The sequence below is a fragment of the Nocardia sp. NPDC003183 genome (genome assembly GCF_053590715.1).
In genome coordinates, this window is record NZ_JBSFTG010000001.1 from 961,975 (window position 1) to 979,595 (window position 17,621).

Below are 17,621 nucleotides of genomic sequence, written 5' to 3' on the forward strand. Positions count from 1 at the left end.
TCAGTTTCCTTTGTCGGTGTCGGCGAAGGGAATGATCTTCGGCAATTCCGCACCGTCCGGCAGGATGAGTTTCCCGGTCGAATCTATGTAGCCGCTGTTACGGAAAGGGACCGGCAGATCGGGATGCGGGCAGAGCCGGTCGGTGCCTTCACCGCAGATACCCATGTTGAAGTACGAGCGCTTCTGGATGTCCTCGGGCCAGGGATCGGTGTGCAGGGCGAAGAACTGCGCGGGCAGGTTGTAGCCCACGAAGAAGAAGGTGCTGACCGCCGCGAAGATCGCCAGAAAACGCGTGAACTGTTGTTTGACGAATCCTCCCTGGATCTGGTCCAGGCCGCGCTCGACGATGGTCCGGCCGCGGTCGTCGGTGAAATAGCGCAGCGAGCAGAGGCCGGCCTGAACGCCGCCCCACATGAGCCCCTCGTACAGCGGCCACTGGTAATAGGTGCCGGCATTGATCGACCATGCCTGGAGTGCGCCGGGGTAGGTGAAAAGGCCCATCGGCATCAGGAACAGACCTTCGATGACGAGATCGAAGAAGAATGTCCAGACGAGCAGCACACCGATCAGCGCACCGGTGCTGATATTCGGGAAGCGCTGCTTGGCCTTTCGCATCACCCAGCAGCCGAGAATCGTGCAGAGCAGCACGCCATAGGAATAGCCCGGTGCGTTCATCAGGATCGGCTCGGCCATCATGGCGCCCGGTTCGCCATGGGATTGCCAGCCCGGTACGTCCTGTACCCACGAGCCCCTGTTGAACATCCAGGTGTTGTAGGTACTCCACGTATTGAAGTAGTTGAGCAGGGGATCCTGGAAGAACATCAGGCCGCAGGCCACGAACAGCATGCCGTCGAGCGTTATTCGCCGCTCACGCAGCCATGGCCGGATGATGAAGAAATACGCGCCGACCGGCAGGCCGAGCAGGATCACCGCGGTCCAGACGGTGAGAATCACCTTCATGAAAGTCGGCGGATCGCTCGGTCCGGTGGGGACGCGTTCGAAATTGGGTCCGGCGATCCAGCGCAGCCACACGTATATCTGGAGGGCGAGGATCAACCCGCCGAGGGTTGCCCAGATTTTCACCGCTTTGCTGGTGCCCTGAACTTTTGCGCCGAGGGCGGCCACGTTGCTGAGTGGCTCGGTGACGGTGGTTCCCTTTTTCGGCTCCGACGGTCCGCTCACAGCGCACCTCCTCGATGAATTGTGGTGGTCCGATGTGCGTCGATACGCTCGAAATTCGGAATGGAATCGGCGATGGCCGTGGAAGTCGATGGGGGAGTCATCGATCACGCTCCTGAAGTATCTGTACAACCTGAAATATACCACTGAGAATCTCAGATACTGAGGAGTTTCTTGGATTCGTGCCATAATCGTTCACATGGCTGAGCGGTGGACCAGGGATCGGAGACTCGAGCGCACCAGGGGGCTGCTCCTGGAGGCCGCCGAAGAAGTATTTGCCGAAAAGGGCTTCGCGGCGGCGACACTCGACGACATCGCCCATGCCGCCGGCTACACCAAGGGCGCGATCTACAAGCACTTCGCCACCAAGGAAGAACTGTTCCTGGGGGTGAACGATCGGTACATGCAGCGCTACTTCGATACCTTCACCGAGGTATTGGCGGCGGCGTCGAAGGTGGGAGCCGAAGAGCTGGACCGAGTCGGCGAGCTGTGGCGTCGGCTCGGCGCCGATCGCGGCACCGAGCACGCCGCGCTGGGGATGGAATTCACCCTGTATCTGCTGCGTAACCCCGAGGTCAGGGAACGGGTCGCCGCCCGGCGGGAAGAGGCGGTGGAAGCCTTGGGGCAGTTCATCATCGAGAATCTGGACCGGCTGGGAGCGACGTCGCTGATTCCGCCGATGACGATGGCGAGGGTGCTCATCCACACGACGCCCTCCGTTGTGCTGGGCACCGAACTCGACAGCGTCGACCTCTACGGACCGATCCTCGAGATGTACATGTCCGCGATCAAGCTGCCCTGATCGCGAATTCCGGCCCCGGTCGCTCATGAGCTGCGGATCCCGCTCGGCGGGGCCATGGCTCGAGGGGAGAGGGTATTCGCCTGCGGCAGTGCGGAATTCGCCGGGGGGCGCATCGAGAGTGACACGGTGTCGAGGTAGCCCTCGAGGCCCTCGGCGCCGAACTCGCGGCCGATGCCGCTGTTCTTGACGCCGCCGAAAGGCGCCACGGGATCCATGCTGTAGGGCTCGTTGATGCCGACGGTGCCCGCGCGCACCCGGCGCGCGATCGCCGTGGCGCGCTCGATATCGGGTGACCACACCGAGCCCGAGAGCCCGTACTCGCTGTCGTTGGCGAGATGCAACGCGTGTTCGTCGTCGGCGTAGGCGATCACGCTCAGGACGGGACCGAAGATCTCCTCCTGTGCGATCCGCATGGAATTGTCCACGTCGGCGAGCAAGGTGGGCCGGACGTACCAACCACGCTCGATGCCCTCGGGCAGGTCGCTGCCGCCGACGAGTAGGCGGGCTCCTTCGCGCTGCCCCAGGTCGATGTAGTCCCGAACGCGCTGCTGTTGACGGTGCGAGACCATCGGGCCGACTCGGGTCGCCGGATCGAACGGGTCACCGACGGTGAGGTTTTCGATCACACTCACCAACGCGTCGACGAATTCGTCGCGGCGATGCTGCGGGACGAGGACTCGGGTCTGGGCGACGCAGGCCTGGCCGCTGTTCATCAGCCCGGCCACCATCATGCCGGTGGCCACGGCAGAGGGATCGGCGTCATCGAGCACCACTGCGGCTGATTTGCCGCCGAGTTCGAGGCTGACCTTGCGCAGTGCCGCGCCGCAGACCTCGGCGACTTGTCTACCCGCCCCGGTGGATCCGGTGAACGAGACCTTGTCCACGCCCGGGTGCGCGACCAGGTGCCGGCCAACTTCGCGCCCGGCGGGCAGGATGCTGACCACCCCTGGTGGCAACCCGACCTGATCGAGCAGTTCGGCCATGTGATGCGCGTCCAACGCCGTCTCCGGCGACGGCTTGAGCACCACCGTGCACCCGGCGAGCAGTGCGGGGATCAGCTTGCCCACCATCAGGAACATCGGCATGTTCCAGGGAATGATCGCGGCCACGACCCCGACGGGTTCGTGGCCGACGACCACGTCACGGCCGAGGAACCCGGCTCTGGTGTCGCGCCATCGGTAGGCGGCCGCGATGTCGGCGAAAGCGCTCATCATGATGCCGGGCAACTTGGCGTGCGCCGAGCGCGAGAAGGTGATCGGCGCACCCATTTCGGTGGTGATCAGCTGCGCGAGTTCGTCTTCGCGGGCGCGGTAGCACCGCACCAGCTCGCGGATGATCGCCACGCGCTCCTGCGGATCCGTGCGGGGCCACGGTCCGGTGTCGAACGCCGCGCGCGCGGCCGCGACCGCGCGATCGACATCGGCGGTCGTCGGGTCGGCGACCCGGGCGATGACCTGCTCGGTGTGCGGCGAGATCACCTCGACCGTCGCGTCGGTGGCTGGGTCGACCCAGCGACCGCCGATGTAGAGCTGCTGACGTGGCGACATTGCTACCTCGGATCTGATGCGCGTATTCGGACTGCGGTCGAACGGTTTTCGCTGATCAGGGCTTCTTGTAGACCCGGCCGTCCTTCATCACGAACGGAACGTCCTCGATGGTCGTGATGTCGGCGGTGGGGTCCCCGGGTACGGCGATGATGTCGGCCAGCAGCCCGGGCGCCAGCCGTCCTCGGTCGTCGACGCCGATCAGTTCGGCGCTGACGATCGTCGCCGCGCGCAGCGCCTGCGCCGGTGTCATGCCGCGGTCGACCAGCGCCCAGAGCTCTTTGGCGTTGTGGCCGTGCGGAACCGCGGGCGCGTCGGTGCCGCAGGCGATCTTGACGCCGGCGCGGATGGCCCTGCGCAGGGTCTCGCGCGCCCGTGGGAAGACCTCGGCGGCCTTCTTCTGCAGCGCGGGTGCGGCTTTGGAGACATCGAGTCCTTCGGAGAGGTAGCTCGTGGGCACCAGGAAGGTGCCCTGCTCGACCATCAGCGCGATGGTGTCGTCCTCGGCGAGGGAGCCGTGCTCGATGCAGTCGACCCCGGCGCGCAGGCAGGCGCGGATGCCCGCGTCGCCGTGCGCGTGCGCGGCCACGTGCACCCCGGCCCGATGCGCCTCGTCGACGATCGCGGCCAGTTCCTCGTCGGAGTACTGCTGCGCTCCGGCGACGGTGCCGTGCGACATCACCCCGCCCGATGCCGAGATCTTGATGACCTCGGCGCCGTATTTGATCTGGTAGCGCACGGATTCGCGGACCTGCGGCACGCCGTTGGCGCGGCCCTCCTCCACGGTGATCGGCATGATGTGCGGGGCCAGACGCTGGAACATCGTCGGATCGAGGTGACCGCCGGTCGGGGTGATGGCGTGCCCGGCCGACACGATGCGCGGGCCCTCCAGCCAGCCCTGTTCGATCGCGCGGTGCAGATCCACATCCAGTAGATAGCCGCCGGTCTTCACCATCAGGCCGAGGTTGCGGACGGTGGTGAATCCGGCGTGCAGGGTGACGCGGGCGTTCACCGAGGCCCGCAGGGTCCGATAGACCGGATCGTCCTGCACACCGTGCATCGGGTTGGGCAATCCCGAGGGATTGTCGGGCCCGCCGATGAGCAGGTTGACCTCCATGTCCATCAATCCGGGCAGCAGCGTGAGCGCACCGAGATCGATGACCTGCGCGTCGGCGGGCACCTCGACCGGGTTGATCGCGGTGATCCGGTTGTCGTCCACCACGATCACCGCCGGCGTGTGCCGCTGCCCGGTCTCGACGTCGACCCAGGCCGCGGCCCGCAACACGATGGACCGGCCGCTCACAGGGCGGGCTCGATCACGCAGGTCAACGACGCCGACCCGGTGTCCGGGATGCGCGGCTGTCGCCACACCTCGATCGGAAACGACACCTGAATCATCGAATACAGCAGGTACATCAGGTGTTTGGCGTCTTCGGGCATGTCGTCGATCGAGAACTTGTCGCAGTAGGTGAGCGCGTCCTCGGCCCGTGCGGCGATCGCGTCGTAGAACCGCTGCATGTCGGGCATCGTGGAGCCCAAGCGCTGGTCGTAGCGTTGGGTTTCATCAGCCAGACACCATTTCTCGGCGAACTGCTCGAGATCGCCGAATTCGATCGGCAGTAGCTGCGCGCTCATCGCTTGGCCTCCGTACGCTCGCGCTGATAGTCGCCGACCCAGTCCGCGGCGACCTTGTGCAGGTGCCGGAGCAGGATCTCCTGGTCGTTGAGCTGGAATGTCGTCACCGCGCGCGACTCGAGCATGAGCTGGGTCGCTTCCAGCGTCGAAGAGTCCTGCAGCCCATATTCTTTGAAGGTGACCGCCGCCATTTCGCGGGCGACGCGATCGCGGGGGGTACGGGCGGGCGTGAAGTACAGGTTGCCCTCGAAAATGTGGGTGTTGTGCGAGGTCGGCCAGTACTGGTAGGTGAGATACCAGCCGCCGGACCAGATGAGAATGGTGAAATTCGGCCACAGCTGGAACGAATCCAGCCCCCATGGGTCACAGCCCGCGGGGTTGAGCCCGGCCGGCATCGCACCGAGATCGGGCACGTCCCAGGGGCCGAACAGGCCACTGCGGGTGATGTCCTCCATCGGTTTACGCATCGACGCGTCGAGTTCCCAGGTCACCACCCCGGAGGTGCTGACCAGCCGGTGCGGTCCGTCGAGCTGGTAGTGCGGTGCTTCGAATCCGGCCTGCTGGGCGGCCACGGAGAAATTGTCCGGCGTCTGCTTTCCGTGCAGAATCGGCGCGTGGTAGAACTCCTGGAACGCGTCCAGGTAGAGCTTCCAATTGGCGCCGACCTCGGCCTTGTAGGAATAGCGTTCGGTCAGTGCGTCGAACGGGTATCCCTCGAGACCGGTCACCATCGGGCCGAGGAATTCGCGCAGTGTCTGACGTGGTTGCGCGGCGAGATTGACGAAGATGAATCCCGACCAGACCTCACAGTGCACGCGCGCGAGCCCGAGGCTGTCCTTGTCCAGGTCGAAGAACTCGCTCTCCTGCTGCACGAAGGTCAGCGCGCCGTCGAGTCCGTAGCGCCAGCCGTGGTATTTGCAGGTGAACTGGCGGCAGGTGCCGGAGGTCTCCTCGCGGGGAAACTCGTTCCACACCAGCTTGTTTCCGCGATGACGGCAGATATTGTGAAAGGCGTTGACACTGCCGTCGCGATCACGGACCAGGATGATCGAGGAGTGCGCGGCGTGGATCTCCTTGGTGAAATAGCTGCCGGTGCGTGGCAGCTGTTCGATGCGACCGACATTGAGCCAGGCGCGTTTGAAGATCGCGTCGCGCTCGAGTTCGAAGAACTCCGGCGAGATCGAGTCCTCGTAGGACATCGGCGCGGTGCCGAGTTCGGGGTAGTGCTGGGTCCAGCTACCCTCTGCGGGCTTGGGCCAACGAGCCATGATGTACTCCTGAAAAGACGGTATCGGTGGACTATTCGATCGGTTCTTCACCGAGCACCGTGGTGCGCAACATCTCTCGCGCGGAACCCGACGGGTAGGGCGCGGCGCGATGGATGACACCGCGGTTGTCCCAGATCACCGTGTCCCCGACCGCCCAGGTGTGGCGGTAGACGCGGTCGGGTGCGGTGCAGCGGTTCAGCAGTCCGTCGAGCAGGGCCCGGCTCTCGTCGGCGGGCATCCCGACGACGTGATCTGTCGACGCGCCGAGAACCAGCGAGCGCCGTCCGGTTTTGTGTGTCCAGATCAGCGGGTGTTCCTTGATCGGACGTCGGCGCCACGCCACCAGCTGTTCGGGCGTCGGGTCCGCATTCACCCCGCGCTGCGACGCCTCGAGCGAATGCACCACGCGCAAGGACCGCAGCGACGTCTGCTCCTCGGTGGTCAAGTCGTCGAAAGCCTTGTAGGTGCTGGCGAATTCGGTCTCACCGCCGATGGTGGCGACGGCCTTGGCGGTGAGCACGGTCGCCATCTGCGGGTACGCGTCGTCTTCGGGCGTGCAGCCGTCGATATGCCAGTCGAAGGTCGCGCGCAGGTAGCTCGCCGACGAGTTCTTGGTGGTGTCGAGGCTGACCCGATAGATGCCCTCCACCGGGTGGTGCCCGGGTGAGGTGTCCACCTGTCCGAGCGTGCGGCAGAACGCCACCTGGGTTTCGGGGTCCAGATGCAGGTCCCGGAAGACCAGCACTCCGTTCTCCTCGAGGGCCGACATCACGGTCGCGGCGACGCTGCTGTCGCTGAGCAATTGCTCGCGCCGAACGCCGATGACCTCGGCTCCGACGGCCTGGCCGAGTTTCTCGATGGTAATCGTCATGGTGGAGTTCCTTCGTGTCCTACGGCCAGGGAGCGCTGACGCGCGCGAGTTCGGCGTCGGCGCTGTCGACGGGCTTGGGTTGTTGGAAGATCTCGACGGCCATCGCGACCATGACCAGCGAATACACCAGGTGCAGCAGGTGTATCGCGTCCTCGGGCAATTCCTCGAGCGAGAACTTGTCGCAGTAGGACAGGGCGTCCTCGACACGCGGGAAGCACGCGTCGTAGAAGTCGATCAATTCCTGCATGGGACTGGCCAGGCGGCGGGCGTAGCGCTCGGCTTCGGTCTTCAAGCACCAGTCGACGGCGAACCGTTCGAGGTCGGCGAAGGCGGGCGGCAGCATGGTCGATGTCATCGCGCATCGGCCCCGGCGAGATCGTGCCGGTAGACGTCGACCCAGTCGGCGACGGCCTTGTGGAAGTGGCGCACCAGGATTTCCTGATCATTGACCGGGAAGTGGGTCAGGCCTGCGGTGCGGTACGCCGATTCCAGCGCGGTCTGGGTGCCGGTGAGCATGCCCGCGTCCTGGAGCGCGAACTCCTTGAAGACGACCGAGGCGACCTCGTGCTCGACCCGCTCACGGACCGTGCGCGCGGGCTGGAAGCACAGCATTCCCTCGAACCGGTGGGAATGGTAGGAGGTCGGCCAATAGCGGTAGAGCAGATACCAGCCGCGGTAGATGAGGATCTCGATATTGGGGAAGATCTGGAAGTTGTCGATACCCCACGGCTCGATCCGGCCGGGATTCAAGCCCTTGGGCAGCTCGCCCAGCTCCGGCGACTCCCACGGGCCGACCAGGCCGCTACGGGTCACCCGTTCGATCGGATACATGAACTCCGGCGGCATCGTCCAGCGTCGCGCGCCGCCGGTGGAGACCATCCGATGTGGGCCGTCGACCTGGAAATGCGCGCACTCGAAACCCTTGCCCGGGGTGCGCACCGCGCTGGGAACCTGCTGCGAGTGCAGTCCGGGCACGTGGTAGTACTCCTGGAACGCGTCGGCGAACAACTTCCAGTTACTCTGGTTGTCGGCGCTGAATTCGTACCATTCGGTCATCTTGTCGAACGGGTAGCCATCCAGATCGGTGATCATCGGGCCGAGGAATTCTCGCAGTGTCTGGCGCGGTGTGGCGTCGAGGTTGACGAAGATGAAGCCGGCCCACACGTCGCAGTGCACCGGACTCAGGCCGAGCTGCGATTTATCGAGGTCGAAGAACTCGTTCTCCTGCTGGACGAAGCTCAGTGACCCGTCGAGGCCGTAGCGCCAACCGTGATACTTGCAGGTGATCTGGCGGCATGTTCCCGAGGTCTCTTCTTTGGGAAATTCGTTCCAGACCAGCTTGTTTCCGCGATGGCGGCACACATTGTGAAACGCGTTGACGGCGCCGTCGCGGTCGCGCACCACGATAATCGACGCGCGCGCCACATCGAGTTCCTTGGTGAAGTAGCTCCCGGTCTTCGGCACTTGCTCTATCCGACCCACATTGAGCCAGGCGCGCTTGAAAATGGCCTCGCGCTCGAGTTCGAAGAATTCCGGCGACACCGAATCCTCGAACGACATCATCGACGTTCCGAGCTCGGGATAGTGCTGAGTCCAGGTGCCTTCGGGCGGTCTCGGCCATCGATGGGGCGCGGCCGGTTCGTGGACGACTTTGCTCATGATCGTTCCTCCTGTTCGGGGTCCGGTTGCAGGGCAACGCTGTTGAACACCATCGCCAGGCACAGATAGGAGCCGGCGACGAACAGCAGCTCGATCAGCTGCCGACTGTCGAAATGGAGTTCGAGCTGGGCCCAGACGGCGTCGTCGACGCGATGTCGATCCAGCAGTTGGTCGGTCATCGCCAGCAGTGCGCGCTGCACCGGCGACCACACCGGTGCCTGCGGTCCGTAGCGCACCGCCTCGATCTGCTCCGAGTCGACGCCGAGCGACGTGGCGATCCGAACATGCTGTGCCCATTCGTAATCCGACTCGCTGCGCCAGGCGACCCGCAGGATCACCAGTTCGCGCTCACGCGGGTCCACGGTGGGACGCTCGATCAGCAGACCGTTGTAGGCCAACCACGCACCGGCCAGTTCGGGGTGATGGGCCAGCACGCCCAGGACGCCCGGCATCGCCGGGGCATCGGGTGCTCCGGAGAGGTACCGATCGGCCGATTTCACGTGTCCGCGCAACATCGCGCGCGTCTTCTCGTCCCACTCCCGGACCGGCAGGGGCACCAGTCGAGCAGCGGCGGACAGGCTCATATCACCGACCCGCCGTTCACGCCGAGGACCTGCCCGGTGATGTAGCCGGCTTGCTCCGAGCACAGGAAGACACACGCGGCGGCGATGTCCTCGCCGGTTCCCAAGTGCCCGACCGGGATCGCCGCGGCCATCACGGCGCTCGCGGGCAGATGGCCCGCCGCCTGCGACTGGCGCGACATGGGCGTATCGATGCCCGAGGGCGGAATCGTATTGACCGTGATACCGGCGGCGGCGTACTCGCGCGCCAAGGCCTTGGTCATCGCAAGGACAGCGCCTTTGGACGCGGTGTAGTGCACCATGCCCGGCGAGCCGCGCTGCGCACTCGACGACGAGATCGTCACGATACGACCCCATCCGGCCGCGACCATGTCCGGCACAACGGCTTGCGCGCAGTGGAACACCCCGTTCAGGTTCACGTCGACAACACGGTTCCACGCCTGTGGCGTGATGTCGGTGAACGGCGCGAAATCGACGGAACCCGCACTGGTGACGAGGATTTCGATCGCGCCGAACTCGACCCGGACCTTGCCGATCGCCTCCCGGACCGCGTCGCGATCGGTGACATCGACTGCGCAGGCCATCGCCGTCGCGCCGGTCGCGCGCAACTGTTCGGCGACTCGCTGCGCGGCCGCGCCGTCCACATCGAGGACCGCGACCCGATGTCCGGCAGTGGCGAACGCCACGCAGATCGACAGGCCCATACCGGAGGCGCCGCCGGTGACCACCGCAACCCGAGCTGGTGACCGGCCGCCTACCGCCGCCGAGGCCGTTGTGGCTGTGTTGCTCATATCCGTGTTCCTCTGCTCGTCGGCAAGGTGGGCCGTCGCCGGATCCCAGTGCGGGATGGCGCCGTGGTCGGCGCGGGGGAGGCACATCCTCCAGGGATGGGGTGGGTCGCGATGGACCAGCCGTCGGTGGGCTGCAGGAAAGGCCGAGAAGGCTCGTTCCTTTATTAATCGAGTGCTCAATTTGAGCGAGTGATTAAGATATACGTGACGGCGCTCACCACTGTCAAGAGTCCGATTCGTGAACCGGCCTTGTCAGCGATCGCGGCCCCGCACGGCCGTAAACTGGTGAACCCCAACACCGCTGGGCGCTGTCTGACCATGAACCGCGATCCACGCGACAGACCACAGCGCCTGTCGCACGACAGACAGGTCTCCATGTGAAGCCCGAGCACAGCTCTGACGCCGAGAACTCCACATCCCGCTCCGCGCTGCTGGACGCGGCCGAGCGCATCATGCTGGAGGAGGGCTACGCCGCCGTCAGTTCCCGGCGTCTCGGTACCAGGGCCGGGGTGAATCCCGCGCTCGTCTACTACTACTTCGGCAACATGGACAACTTGTTCGTCGAACTGTTCCGGCGAGGAGCCGACCGTAGCTACGAACGTCAGCTACGGGCGCTGGAATCGGCCCAGCCGCTCTGGGCGCTGTGGGACTCCATTCATGACCAGTCGCACACCGCACTGACCATGGAATTCGTCGCGCTGGCAAACCACCGGAAGGCGATCCGGGCCGAGATCGCCGATTCCTCGCGCCGATTCCGCTCGCTTCAACTCGACGCCGTGGCCGAGATCCTCGCCGGCTACGGCGCGAGCGCGGCCGGCTACACGCCCGGCGCCCTGGTGTTGCTGATGTCGAGTATCTCCCGCTTCCTACGGATGGAGGAAGCCTTCGACGTCGACACCGGCCACGCGGACGTCGTCGATCTCATCGAGTCGTTCCTGCGTGAAGTCGAGGGGGAGCGGCGCGACCGGGTGCGCTGAACCGATTCGCCGGATTCCGTTTCCCGGCGCTTCTCGAGTGGTACCGTCTGCGACCAGTAACACGGTTACTACTCGAGAAAGGCGCCTCTGATCGGGGCGACGACAGCACTCATGATCACTTTTTCTGCCCGTGCGCATCGGCGCGCCGGACTGATACTGGCCGCCGCGCTCCTGGTGTCGATGGGCGCGGTGACCGCGCATTCTGCGCCGCCCGCGACCCGCGCCGACTGCCTGCCCGGCTCGGCCCCTGAATCCGGGCTACAGGGTGACGTTCCCGCCGCCGACCGTGACAGCGGTCGTTCTCGGGACGGATTCCGGTGCAACATCCGGCTACTCGGTGCCGCGGGCGGCCGGGGCGGTGGCATCACCTCGGTGACCTTCGACCACTGCGCCTACGTCGGCACATTCTTTCCCGGTGACCTACTCGGACCCGACGCCGGCGTGCGGGTCATCGATGTACGCGACCCGGCCGCACCCGTGCACACCGCCACACTGACCGAGCCCGCGATGCTGGCGGGAACCTGGGAGAGTTTGAAGGTCAACAAGGCTCGCAAACTGCTGGTCGGCGCGGGCGTGCCCTTCCTGACCGGCGCGGGTCTGCTGTCGGTGTACGACATCAGCGACTGCGCGCATCCGCGCCTGCTCAACCCGGGCACCGGGACCGATCTGTCCTTGCCGCTGCCGATCACCGCTCATGAGGGCGGTTTCTCTCCGGACGGTCGCACCTATTGGAGCTCGGGTACAGCGCCCGGCCTGCTCAGCGCGGTCGACCTGACCGACCCGGCGAATCCGCGAGTGGTGTGGCAGGGCCTGCCCGGGCTGTCCATGCACGGGGTCGGCGTCTCCCCGGACGGCAACCGCCTCTACCTGGCGAACAACCTCGGCGGGATGAAGATCCTCGACATCAGCGCGGTCCAGCGGCGTGACCTCGCACCGCAGGTGCCCGAGCTCGCCGACCTGACCTGGTCGGAGGGCTGGGCGACACAGCACACCGTTCCGGTGACATACGGGGGAGTGCCCCATGTGTTCGCCGTCGACGAAGCCGGGTCCGGTGGGGTGAAACTCATCGATGTCTCCGACGAGCGGCATCCGCGGATCTCCGGCTCGATCAAGCTCGAGATCAACCAGCCCGAACATCAGGACTCGCTGCTCGCTTCAGCTGGGGGTGGGTCGCTGTTCTCCTACGACGCGCACTACTGCGCGGCCGACCGGCCCGTCGATCCCACGGCATTGGCCTGCGGCTGGACCTCGTCGGGAATCCGCGTCTTCGACGTGCGTGATCCCGGAAAGGTCAGCGAGATCGGTTATTTCAACCCGCCCGCCCGCACCGGAGAACATTTCGCGCTGTCGAACTCATCGCACGCGCTGGCCTCGATCATCGGTCTGCCGCTACTGTCGGCGCCCTCTGTCGCGCAGGCGATCCTGCGGGGCGAATTCGATCCGGAGCAGGCGCTGAGCGCACGGACCGGCGCGGCCGTCGGGGACCTGTCGACCGACTGGTGCTTCTCGCCGCCGGAATGGCGCGGAAATCAGCTCTGGACCACCTGCGCCGACAATGGATTTCTGGCGCTCGAACTGTCGCCGCAGGTCTACACCCCGCCGTCCGACCAGAACTCGACCACCGGATCATGATCAGGCGCAGCGGATTCCGCTTCGCCGCGTTCGGTGCGCTCGCCCTGCTGCTGCTCGCGATGGGCGCGGCGCTGCGGCCCGTGCTGCCCGCCGGCGCCACCGCACCGGCGGTTCTGAGCGAAACCGAGGTCGGTTTCGTTCAGGACATGGTGGCCCATCACGGCCAGGCACTGGTGCTCACCCAGCGGCTCGACGCCGACGCTGATCCGTTCGTCGTCGGTCTGGCCCGGCAGATCGCCGACAGTCAGCGCACCGAACTGGGCATGCTGCTCGGTTGGCTCCGCTTGGCCGGCGCACCGGTTGTCAATCCGCGCCGGATGGCGTGGATGCCGGATGCCGAACAGTCACACCGGCATTCGGGCACCGAGACGGACCGGACGATGCCGGGGACTGCCTCGGCCGCCGAACTGGACGAGCTTTCCGTCGCGCGCGGAACACAGGCCGAGATCATTTTCCTGCGGCTGATGCGGCGCCATCACGCCGGTGGGGTCGAGATGGCCGCCGCGGCCGATGCGCTGCTCACCGGAGGCGAGGTCGACCGCTCGGCCCGCGAGATGGTGCGCACCCAGGGGCAGGAAATCGGGCTGATGTCCCTCCTGCTGAACCGGCGCGGGGTCTGACCCGTGCCCGGACAACGACACGATGAAGGTACCGCTATGTCTACGATGACCCGCCGTTCCCTGTTCAGTGGCGCCGCCGCCGCGGGCTTGCTGCTCGCATCGTCGCGTGCCGCCGCCGCGGAGAACGGGCCAGCCGCCCGCACCGGTGGTGTCCCGCTGACCAGGGAGGAACGCAGGGTGGTGGTGATCGGCTCCGGCTTCGGCGGCGGCGTCACCGCGCTACGACTGGCCCAGGCCGGGGTGCCGGTGCTGATGCTCGAGCGCGGGAAGCGCTGGGTCACCGGGCCGAACGCGGAGACCTTCCCGCATGCCACCCAGCCCGACAAGCGGTTGCTCTGGCATCGCTCCAGTCCGACGCTGTTCGGTACGCCACTGCTGTTCGAGCCCTACACCGGACTGGTCGAAGCTGTCTCGGGCAGCGGGATGACGGCGCTGTGCGCGGCCGGTCTCGGTGGCGGATCACTGGTGTATCAGGGCATGTCGCTCCAGCCGACCCGCGAGGTGTTCGAAACGCACTTCCCGGCCGGGCTGAATTGGCAGCAGATGGACCAGGTGTACTACCCCCGCGTCGCGCGCATGCTCGGCCTCGCCACCGCGCCGGACGAGCTGGTCGACAGCGCGCCCTACGCGGCCGCACGGGTCTTCGCCGATCGGGTGCGCGGGGCCGGGATGCCGCTGTCGAAGATCCCGATGCCGATCGACTGGAACTACGCGCTGGCCGAATTGCGTGGGGAGATGAAACCGTCCTACACCAACGGCGACGGTGCGATGGGCGTGAACAACGGCGGCAAGAACACCGTCGACGTCACCTATGTCGCGGCCGCCGAGGCAACCGGGAAGGTGGAGGTGCAGACCCTGCACGAGGTCACCGACATCGAGCGGGCGCCCGACGGTCGCTGGGTGGTGCGGGTCGACCGTCTCGACACCGCGGGCGTTGTTCAGGAGAACAAGATCATCACCACGGGCACCCTGGTCCTCGCAGCGGGCAGCCTCAACACCACCCGCCTGCTGGTGCGGGCCGGCGCCACGGGCGCGATCCCGGATCTGCCGGACGAACTGGGCAAGGGCTGGGGCACCAATGCCGACCGCATCTATGTCTGGCGCGATCCGGCGGCGGGTTTCGGTACCGCGCAGGGCGGTCCGGTCGTCTACGGCAGCAAGAACTGGGACGATCCGCACTCGGCGTTCACGGTGATCCAGGCGTCGCTGCCGCCGCTGTCGATGGACGCGGGCAGCACCATGCTGGTCGGCTACGGCGTGAGCGAGAGCCGCGGCGAATTCGTCTACGACACGGGCTCGGATGTCGCGACACTGCGCTGGCCCTCCGACGGCGACCAGGCTATCCAGGTGGGCCACATCGACCCCGCCGTGCGGCGGATCGCGGGACCGGGCGCGCAGGTGCTCGACACCAACGCGGTCTTCCCGTCCACCTGGCACCCGCTCGGCGGCGCGAACATGGACAGCGTGTGCGATCTGGACGGTCGGGTGCGCGGTCAGCGCGGCCTCTACGTGCTCGACGGCGCCCTCATGCCCGGCAACACCGCGGCCTGCAACCCGTCCATGACCATCGCCGCGATCGCCGAACGCGCGGTGGATGTCCTGGTGCGCACCGATGTGGGTGTCGTGATCTGAGCAAGGGACGCGGACGAGAACGGGCGGGCGGTGTCGTATCGACCCGCCCGCCCGTCGTTCGCGAGGCTACGGTGCTGGAAGTAGTTGCTCGCCATAGACTTCGAGGCAGCGCAGCGCCAGCTCGAGGTGGACCCGTCGGCTCTCGATCGGATGACCCAACCGGCGCTCCGCCTGCTTGAGCCGGTACCGGACGGTATTGCCGTGCACGCCGAGCCGGCTCGCGGCCGCGTCGATATTGCCTCCGGCACAGAGGAATTCGAACACGGTGTCGCGGAGACGGGCGCCTTGCTCGCTTCGATCGGCCAGTTGCCCGAGTTCGCGTTCGATGAGCGCGCGCACGGACTCGATGTCTCCGTCGCCGGTGAGCAGGCAGACCAGGTCGATGTCCTGGTAGGCGGTGACCGCGCCGGAATTCTGTGCGCTGGTCGCGATCCGCTGAGCGGCACAGGCTTCCAGATGGCTTCGCCGAAAGCCCGCCACACCGGGGCGGGGGGTGCCGAGCGCGAGATGAAGGTGTGCGCTCGGCGGCGGCGCCACCGCGGCGATGTCCGGGAGATGCGACGTCGCGATCCAGGCCCACAAACCGTGGACGCCACTGCTGATCAGGAGCGGAGGGGGCGCCCCGAGTGCGCGCGCGATCTGGGCCGCGTAGTCACGCAGCAGACCGGTGGCGTATCGCGCCGGCACCTCGGGGTCGGTCCAGAGAACAAGCGCGACATGGACGTTGTCCATCGAGTGTGCGAGTTTGTCGGGCGAATCGGCCGGTGGTGCCGGTTCCCCGCGCAAGATGGCCTGCACGATCTCTGTGCGCTGGGCATCGGAATTGCGGGTGTGGTGCTCACGCTCGTCCATGTAGGCGGCGACGATGCCGTCGAGGCAGGTATCGAGCCACAGGGTGCTGTGCTCCCAGAAGATGACCAGGACAGCCCCGCGCAGTTCGGGATCGGGGATCTGCTGGTGCAGCACCTGGGTGATGTATCGCCACAACCCCCGCTGCGCGGCGCGGTAGGTCTTGAGCAGCATGTCCACTCCGTAGCCGCGGCGGGCCACGGTCCGTGCGCCGTTCACTGCCTCGGCGGGTGGCCGCGCCTCGAACTGCGTGCGCCCGATCACCGCGAGGAAGCCCAACCAGTGGGCTCTGGTAGCCGCCCGGACTTCTCGATGGACTTCGACGTCGGCGAGGTAGTGCGGGAAGGTCTCCTGGATCGCGGAGTCGACGGCGGACAGGATCGGCTCGGACTCGGCCTCGGATCGCATCCGCAGTGCGAAAGCCGTGAGCCATTCGAAGGCCGGCGCCGTGTCCTCCGCGGACGCGGGCATCGGCTCGCGGACGTGGCGTTGCGTGCGCGGGATCGCCGTCTTCACCGCACGGTCAGGTGGTGGTCGCGCCGGGTCGGCCGCGCGCGGCGCCCGGATGTGCTGTCGGAGGGAGCGGAAGCCGGCATAGGTGCACCTTAGCGCAACCGGACTGTTGTGTCCGGATGTTTCCCGGTCCGCGATGGAAGGCGGGTAGAGATTGTGGGGGCGTACCAATCGCGCATTCGCGGTTGGAACGGCGGACAAATGTCTGACATTCGTTTGGTAAGGCAGGGTTTCGCTGCTAGATTCGAATAGGTCAACGCCGGGCCGCGTATGAATTCCGTACAGTGTGGTGCCGGAAGCTGTCTGGCGTCGGCTCAATTCTTCGAATTGTTGATTCAACAATTCTTCAGGTGATGGGCGCGCGTCGACGGAGCTCGGCGCGCGCATCGACAGCAGCGTCCGGCGCCGTTCGGTGCCGGACGGGATCGGCCGATGGGTAACGTTGGCCGGATGAGCTCGCCGCGCCGTACCAACAGGGGACCTGCTGCCGCCGCGGAGAATCGTCTCGCCCTGCTCGTCGCGGCGAAGGCCGCATTCGCCGAACACGGCCTGGACGTTCCGCTGAACCTGATCGCGCGGACGGCGGGCGTCGGTCAAGGCAGCCTGTACCGGCACTTTCCGAACCGAGAGGCGATCATCCTCGCGGTCTTCGAGGAGAATCTTGGCCAGCTGGAGTCGATGGTCGCCAATGTCGACTCGACGCTGGACGAGCTGCTGGCGGAGATCTTCGACCAAATCGTCGAGGTTGCTGTGCTGTTCGATCTGTTCCGTGTCGCGGACAGCAGCGACCCGCGCCTGGTGGGCATCATCGCCCGCCTGTACGCCTTGCTCGACGAGAAACTCGCCGACGACAGCCGTCGTGGCAGTGTGCGCCGGGGCGTCACCGCCGAGGAGATCTTCCTCGCCGTGGGAATGCTGGGTGCGCTGCTGAACAAGACGCCGGAATGTGAACGGGAATCGGTGGCGGGCAAATGCCGGGGCCTGTTGCTGCACGCCCTGTGTGACTAGAACTCGAGTACTTGACGGAGCGGGGCCATTTCGTCAACAATACGTTCCAGCAACCGGATA

General features: G+C 66.2%; 17 protein-coding genes. 6 read left to right on the plus strand and 11 right to left on the minus strand.

Annotated elements, in window-relative coordinates; genetic code table 11:
• Positions 1 to 1,125 carry a spirocyclase AveC family protein gene (locus tag ACWDXS_RS04400; protein WP_449961948.1) on the minus strand — a complete coding sequence of 375 codons (1,125 nt, stop codon included), beginning with the start codon at positions 1,123 to 1,125 and terminating at the stop codon, positions 1 to 3.
• A 253-nt stretch (positions 1,126 to 1,378) separates the two neighbouring features.
• Here ACWDXS_RS04400 and ACWDXS_RS04405 point away from each other — a divergent pair, with 253 nt between their 5' ends.
• Positions 1,379 to 1,981, plus strand: a complete 603-nt coding sequence (locus ACWDXS_RS04405; RefSeq protein WP_449961951.1) for a TetR/AcrR family transcriptional regulator — start codon at positions 1,379 to 1,381, stop codon at positions 1,979 to 1,981.
• Positions 1,982 to 2,004: 23 nt separating this feature from the next.
• Here ACWDXS_RS04405 and ACWDXS_RS04410 read toward each other — a convergent pair whose 3' ends face one another.
• The 9 genes from ACWDXS_RS04410 to ACWDXS_RS04450 are packed head-to-tail and all read right to left on the minus strand — an operon-like array spanning position 2,005 to position 10,330.
• Positions 2,005 to 3,528: an aldehyde dehydrogenase gene (locus ACWDXS_RS04410; protein WP_449961954.1), complete on the minus strand. Its 1,524-nt coding sequence runs from the start codon at positions 3,526 to 3,528 to the stop codon at positions 2,005 to 2,007.
• Between the two features lie 55 nt (positions 3,529 to 3,583).
• The gene (locus ACWDXS_RS04415) at positions 3,584 to 4,828 is read right to left on the minus strand and encodes an amidohydrolase family protein (RefSeq protein ID WP_449961957.1); all 1,245 of its coding nucleotides are present in this window, start codon (positions 4,826 to 4,828) and stop codon (positions 3,584 to 3,586) included.
• Complete coding sequence (locus ACWDXS_RS04420; protein ID WP_449961960.1) at positions 4,825 to 5,160, minus strand: hypothetical protein; 336 nt, start codon at positions 5,158 to 5,160, stop codon at positions 4,825 to 4,827. The genes ACWDXS_RS04415 and ACWDXS_RS04420 overlap by 4 nt, the downstream gene beginning before the upstream one ends.
• Positions 5,157 to 6,428 (minus strand): aromatic ring-hydroxylating oxygenase subunit alpha, encoded by a 1,272-nt coding sequence (locus tag ACWDXS_RS04425; protein ID WP_387444744.1) that lies wholly within the window; start codon positions 6,426 to 6,428, stop codon positions 5,157 to 5,159. Before ACWDXS_RS04425 ends, ACWDXS_RS04420 begins: the two co-directional genes overlap by 4 nt.
• Before the next feature lie 31 nt (positions 6,429 to 6,459).
• The gene (locus tag ACWDXS_RS04430; RefSeq protein ID WP_449961963.1) at positions 6,460 to 7,299 is read right to left on the minus strand and encodes a TauD/TfdA dioxygenase family protein; all 840 of its coding nucleotides are present in this window, start codon (positions 7,297 to 7,299) and stop codon (positions 6,460 to 6,462) included.
• Positions 7,300 to 7,318: 19 nt separating this feature from the next.
• Positions 7,319 to 7,654: a hypothetical protein gene (locus ACWDXS_RS04435; protein WP_379318196.1), complete on the minus strand. Its 336-nt coding sequence runs from the start codon at positions 7,652 to 7,654 to the stop codon at positions 7,319 to 7,321.
• Positions 7,651 to 8,958: an aromatic ring-hydroxylating oxygenase subunit alpha gene (locus ACWDXS_RS04440; protein ID WP_449961967.1), complete on the minus strand. Its 1,308-nt coding sequence runs from the start codon at positions 8,956 to 8,958 to the stop codon at positions 7,651 to 7,653. Before ACWDXS_RS04440 ends, ACWDXS_RS04435 begins: the two co-directional genes overlap by 4 nt.
• On the minus strand, positions 8,955 to 9,542 hold the full coding sequence (locus ACWDXS_RS04445; RefSeq protein ID WP_449961970.1) for a carboxymuconolactone decarboxylase family protein: 588 nt from the start codon (positions 9,540 to 9,542) through the stop codon (positions 8,955 to 8,957). Before ACWDXS_RS04445 ends, ACWDXS_RS04440 begins: the two co-directional genes overlap by 4 nt.
• Positions 9,539 to 10,330 (minus strand): SDR family NAD(P)-dependent oxidoreductase, encoded by a 792-nt coding sequence (locus tag ACWDXS_RS04450; RefSeq protein WP_449961973.1) that lies wholly within the window; start codon positions 10,328 to 10,330, stop codon positions 9,539 to 9,541. The genes ACWDXS_RS04445 and ACWDXS_RS04450 overlap by 4 nt, the downstream gene beginning before the upstream one ends.
• 377 nt (positions 10,331 to 10,707) lie before the next feature.
• On the opposite strand from ACWDXS_RS04450, the gene ACWDXS_RS04455 reads away from it, so the two are divergent.
• The 4 genes from ACWDXS_RS04455 to ACWDXS_RS04470 all read left to right on the plus strand — a co-directional run bounded on the left by ACWDXS_RS04455 (position 10,708) and on the right by ACWDXS_RS04470 (position 15,191).
• Positions 10,708 to 11,307, plus strand: coding sequence for a TetR/AcrR family transcriptional regulator (locus tag ACWDXS_RS04455; RefSeq protein ID WP_378990165.1), 600 nt, complete (start codon positions 10,708 to 10,710; stop codon positions 11,305 to 11,307).
• 180 nt (positions 11,308 to 11,487) lie between these two features.
• Positions 11,488 to 12,939 (plus strand): LVIVD repeat-containing protein, encoded by a 1,452-nt coding sequence (locus ACWDXS_RS04460; RefSeq protein WP_449963410.1) that lies wholly within the window; start codon positions 11,488 to 11,490, stop codon positions 12,937 to 12,939.
• Positions 12,936 to 13,559 carry a DUF305 domain-containing protein gene (locus tag ACWDXS_RS04465; RefSeq protein ID WP_387444755.1) on the plus strand — a complete coding sequence of 208 codons (624 nt, stop codon included), beginning with the start codon at positions 12,936 to 12,938 and terminating at the stop codon, positions 13,557 to 13,559. The genes ACWDXS_RS04460 and ACWDXS_RS04465 overlap by 4 nt, the downstream gene beginning before the upstream one ends.
• A 36-nt stretch (positions 13,560 to 13,595) precedes the next feature.
• Positions 13,596 to 15,191, plus strand: coding sequence for a GMC oxidoreductase (locus ACWDXS_RS04470; RefSeq protein WP_378990163.1), 1,596 nt, complete (start codon positions 13,596 to 13,598; stop codon positions 15,189 to 15,191).
• Positions 15,192 to 15,257: 66 nt separating this feature from the next.
• On the opposite strand, the gene ACWDXS_RS04475 is transcribed toward ACWDXS_RS04470, so the two are convergent.
• Entirely contained in the window at positions 15,258 to 16,556 is a 1,299-nt protein-coding gene (locus ACWDXS_RS04475; protein WP_449961978.1) for a PucR family transcriptional regulator, read from the minus strand.
• Between the two features lie 447 nt (positions 16,557 to 17,003).
• Here ACWDXS_RS04475 and ACWDXS_RS04480 point away from each other — a divergent pair, with 447 nt between their 5' ends.
• Positions 17,004 to 17,561, plus strand: coding sequence for a TetR/AcrR family transcriptional regulator (locus ACWDXS_RS04480; RefSeq protein ID WP_449961980.1), 558 nt, complete (start codon positions 17,004 to 17,006; stop codon positions 17,559 to 17,561).
• Positions 17,562 to 17,621 lie beyond the last annotated feature (60 nt).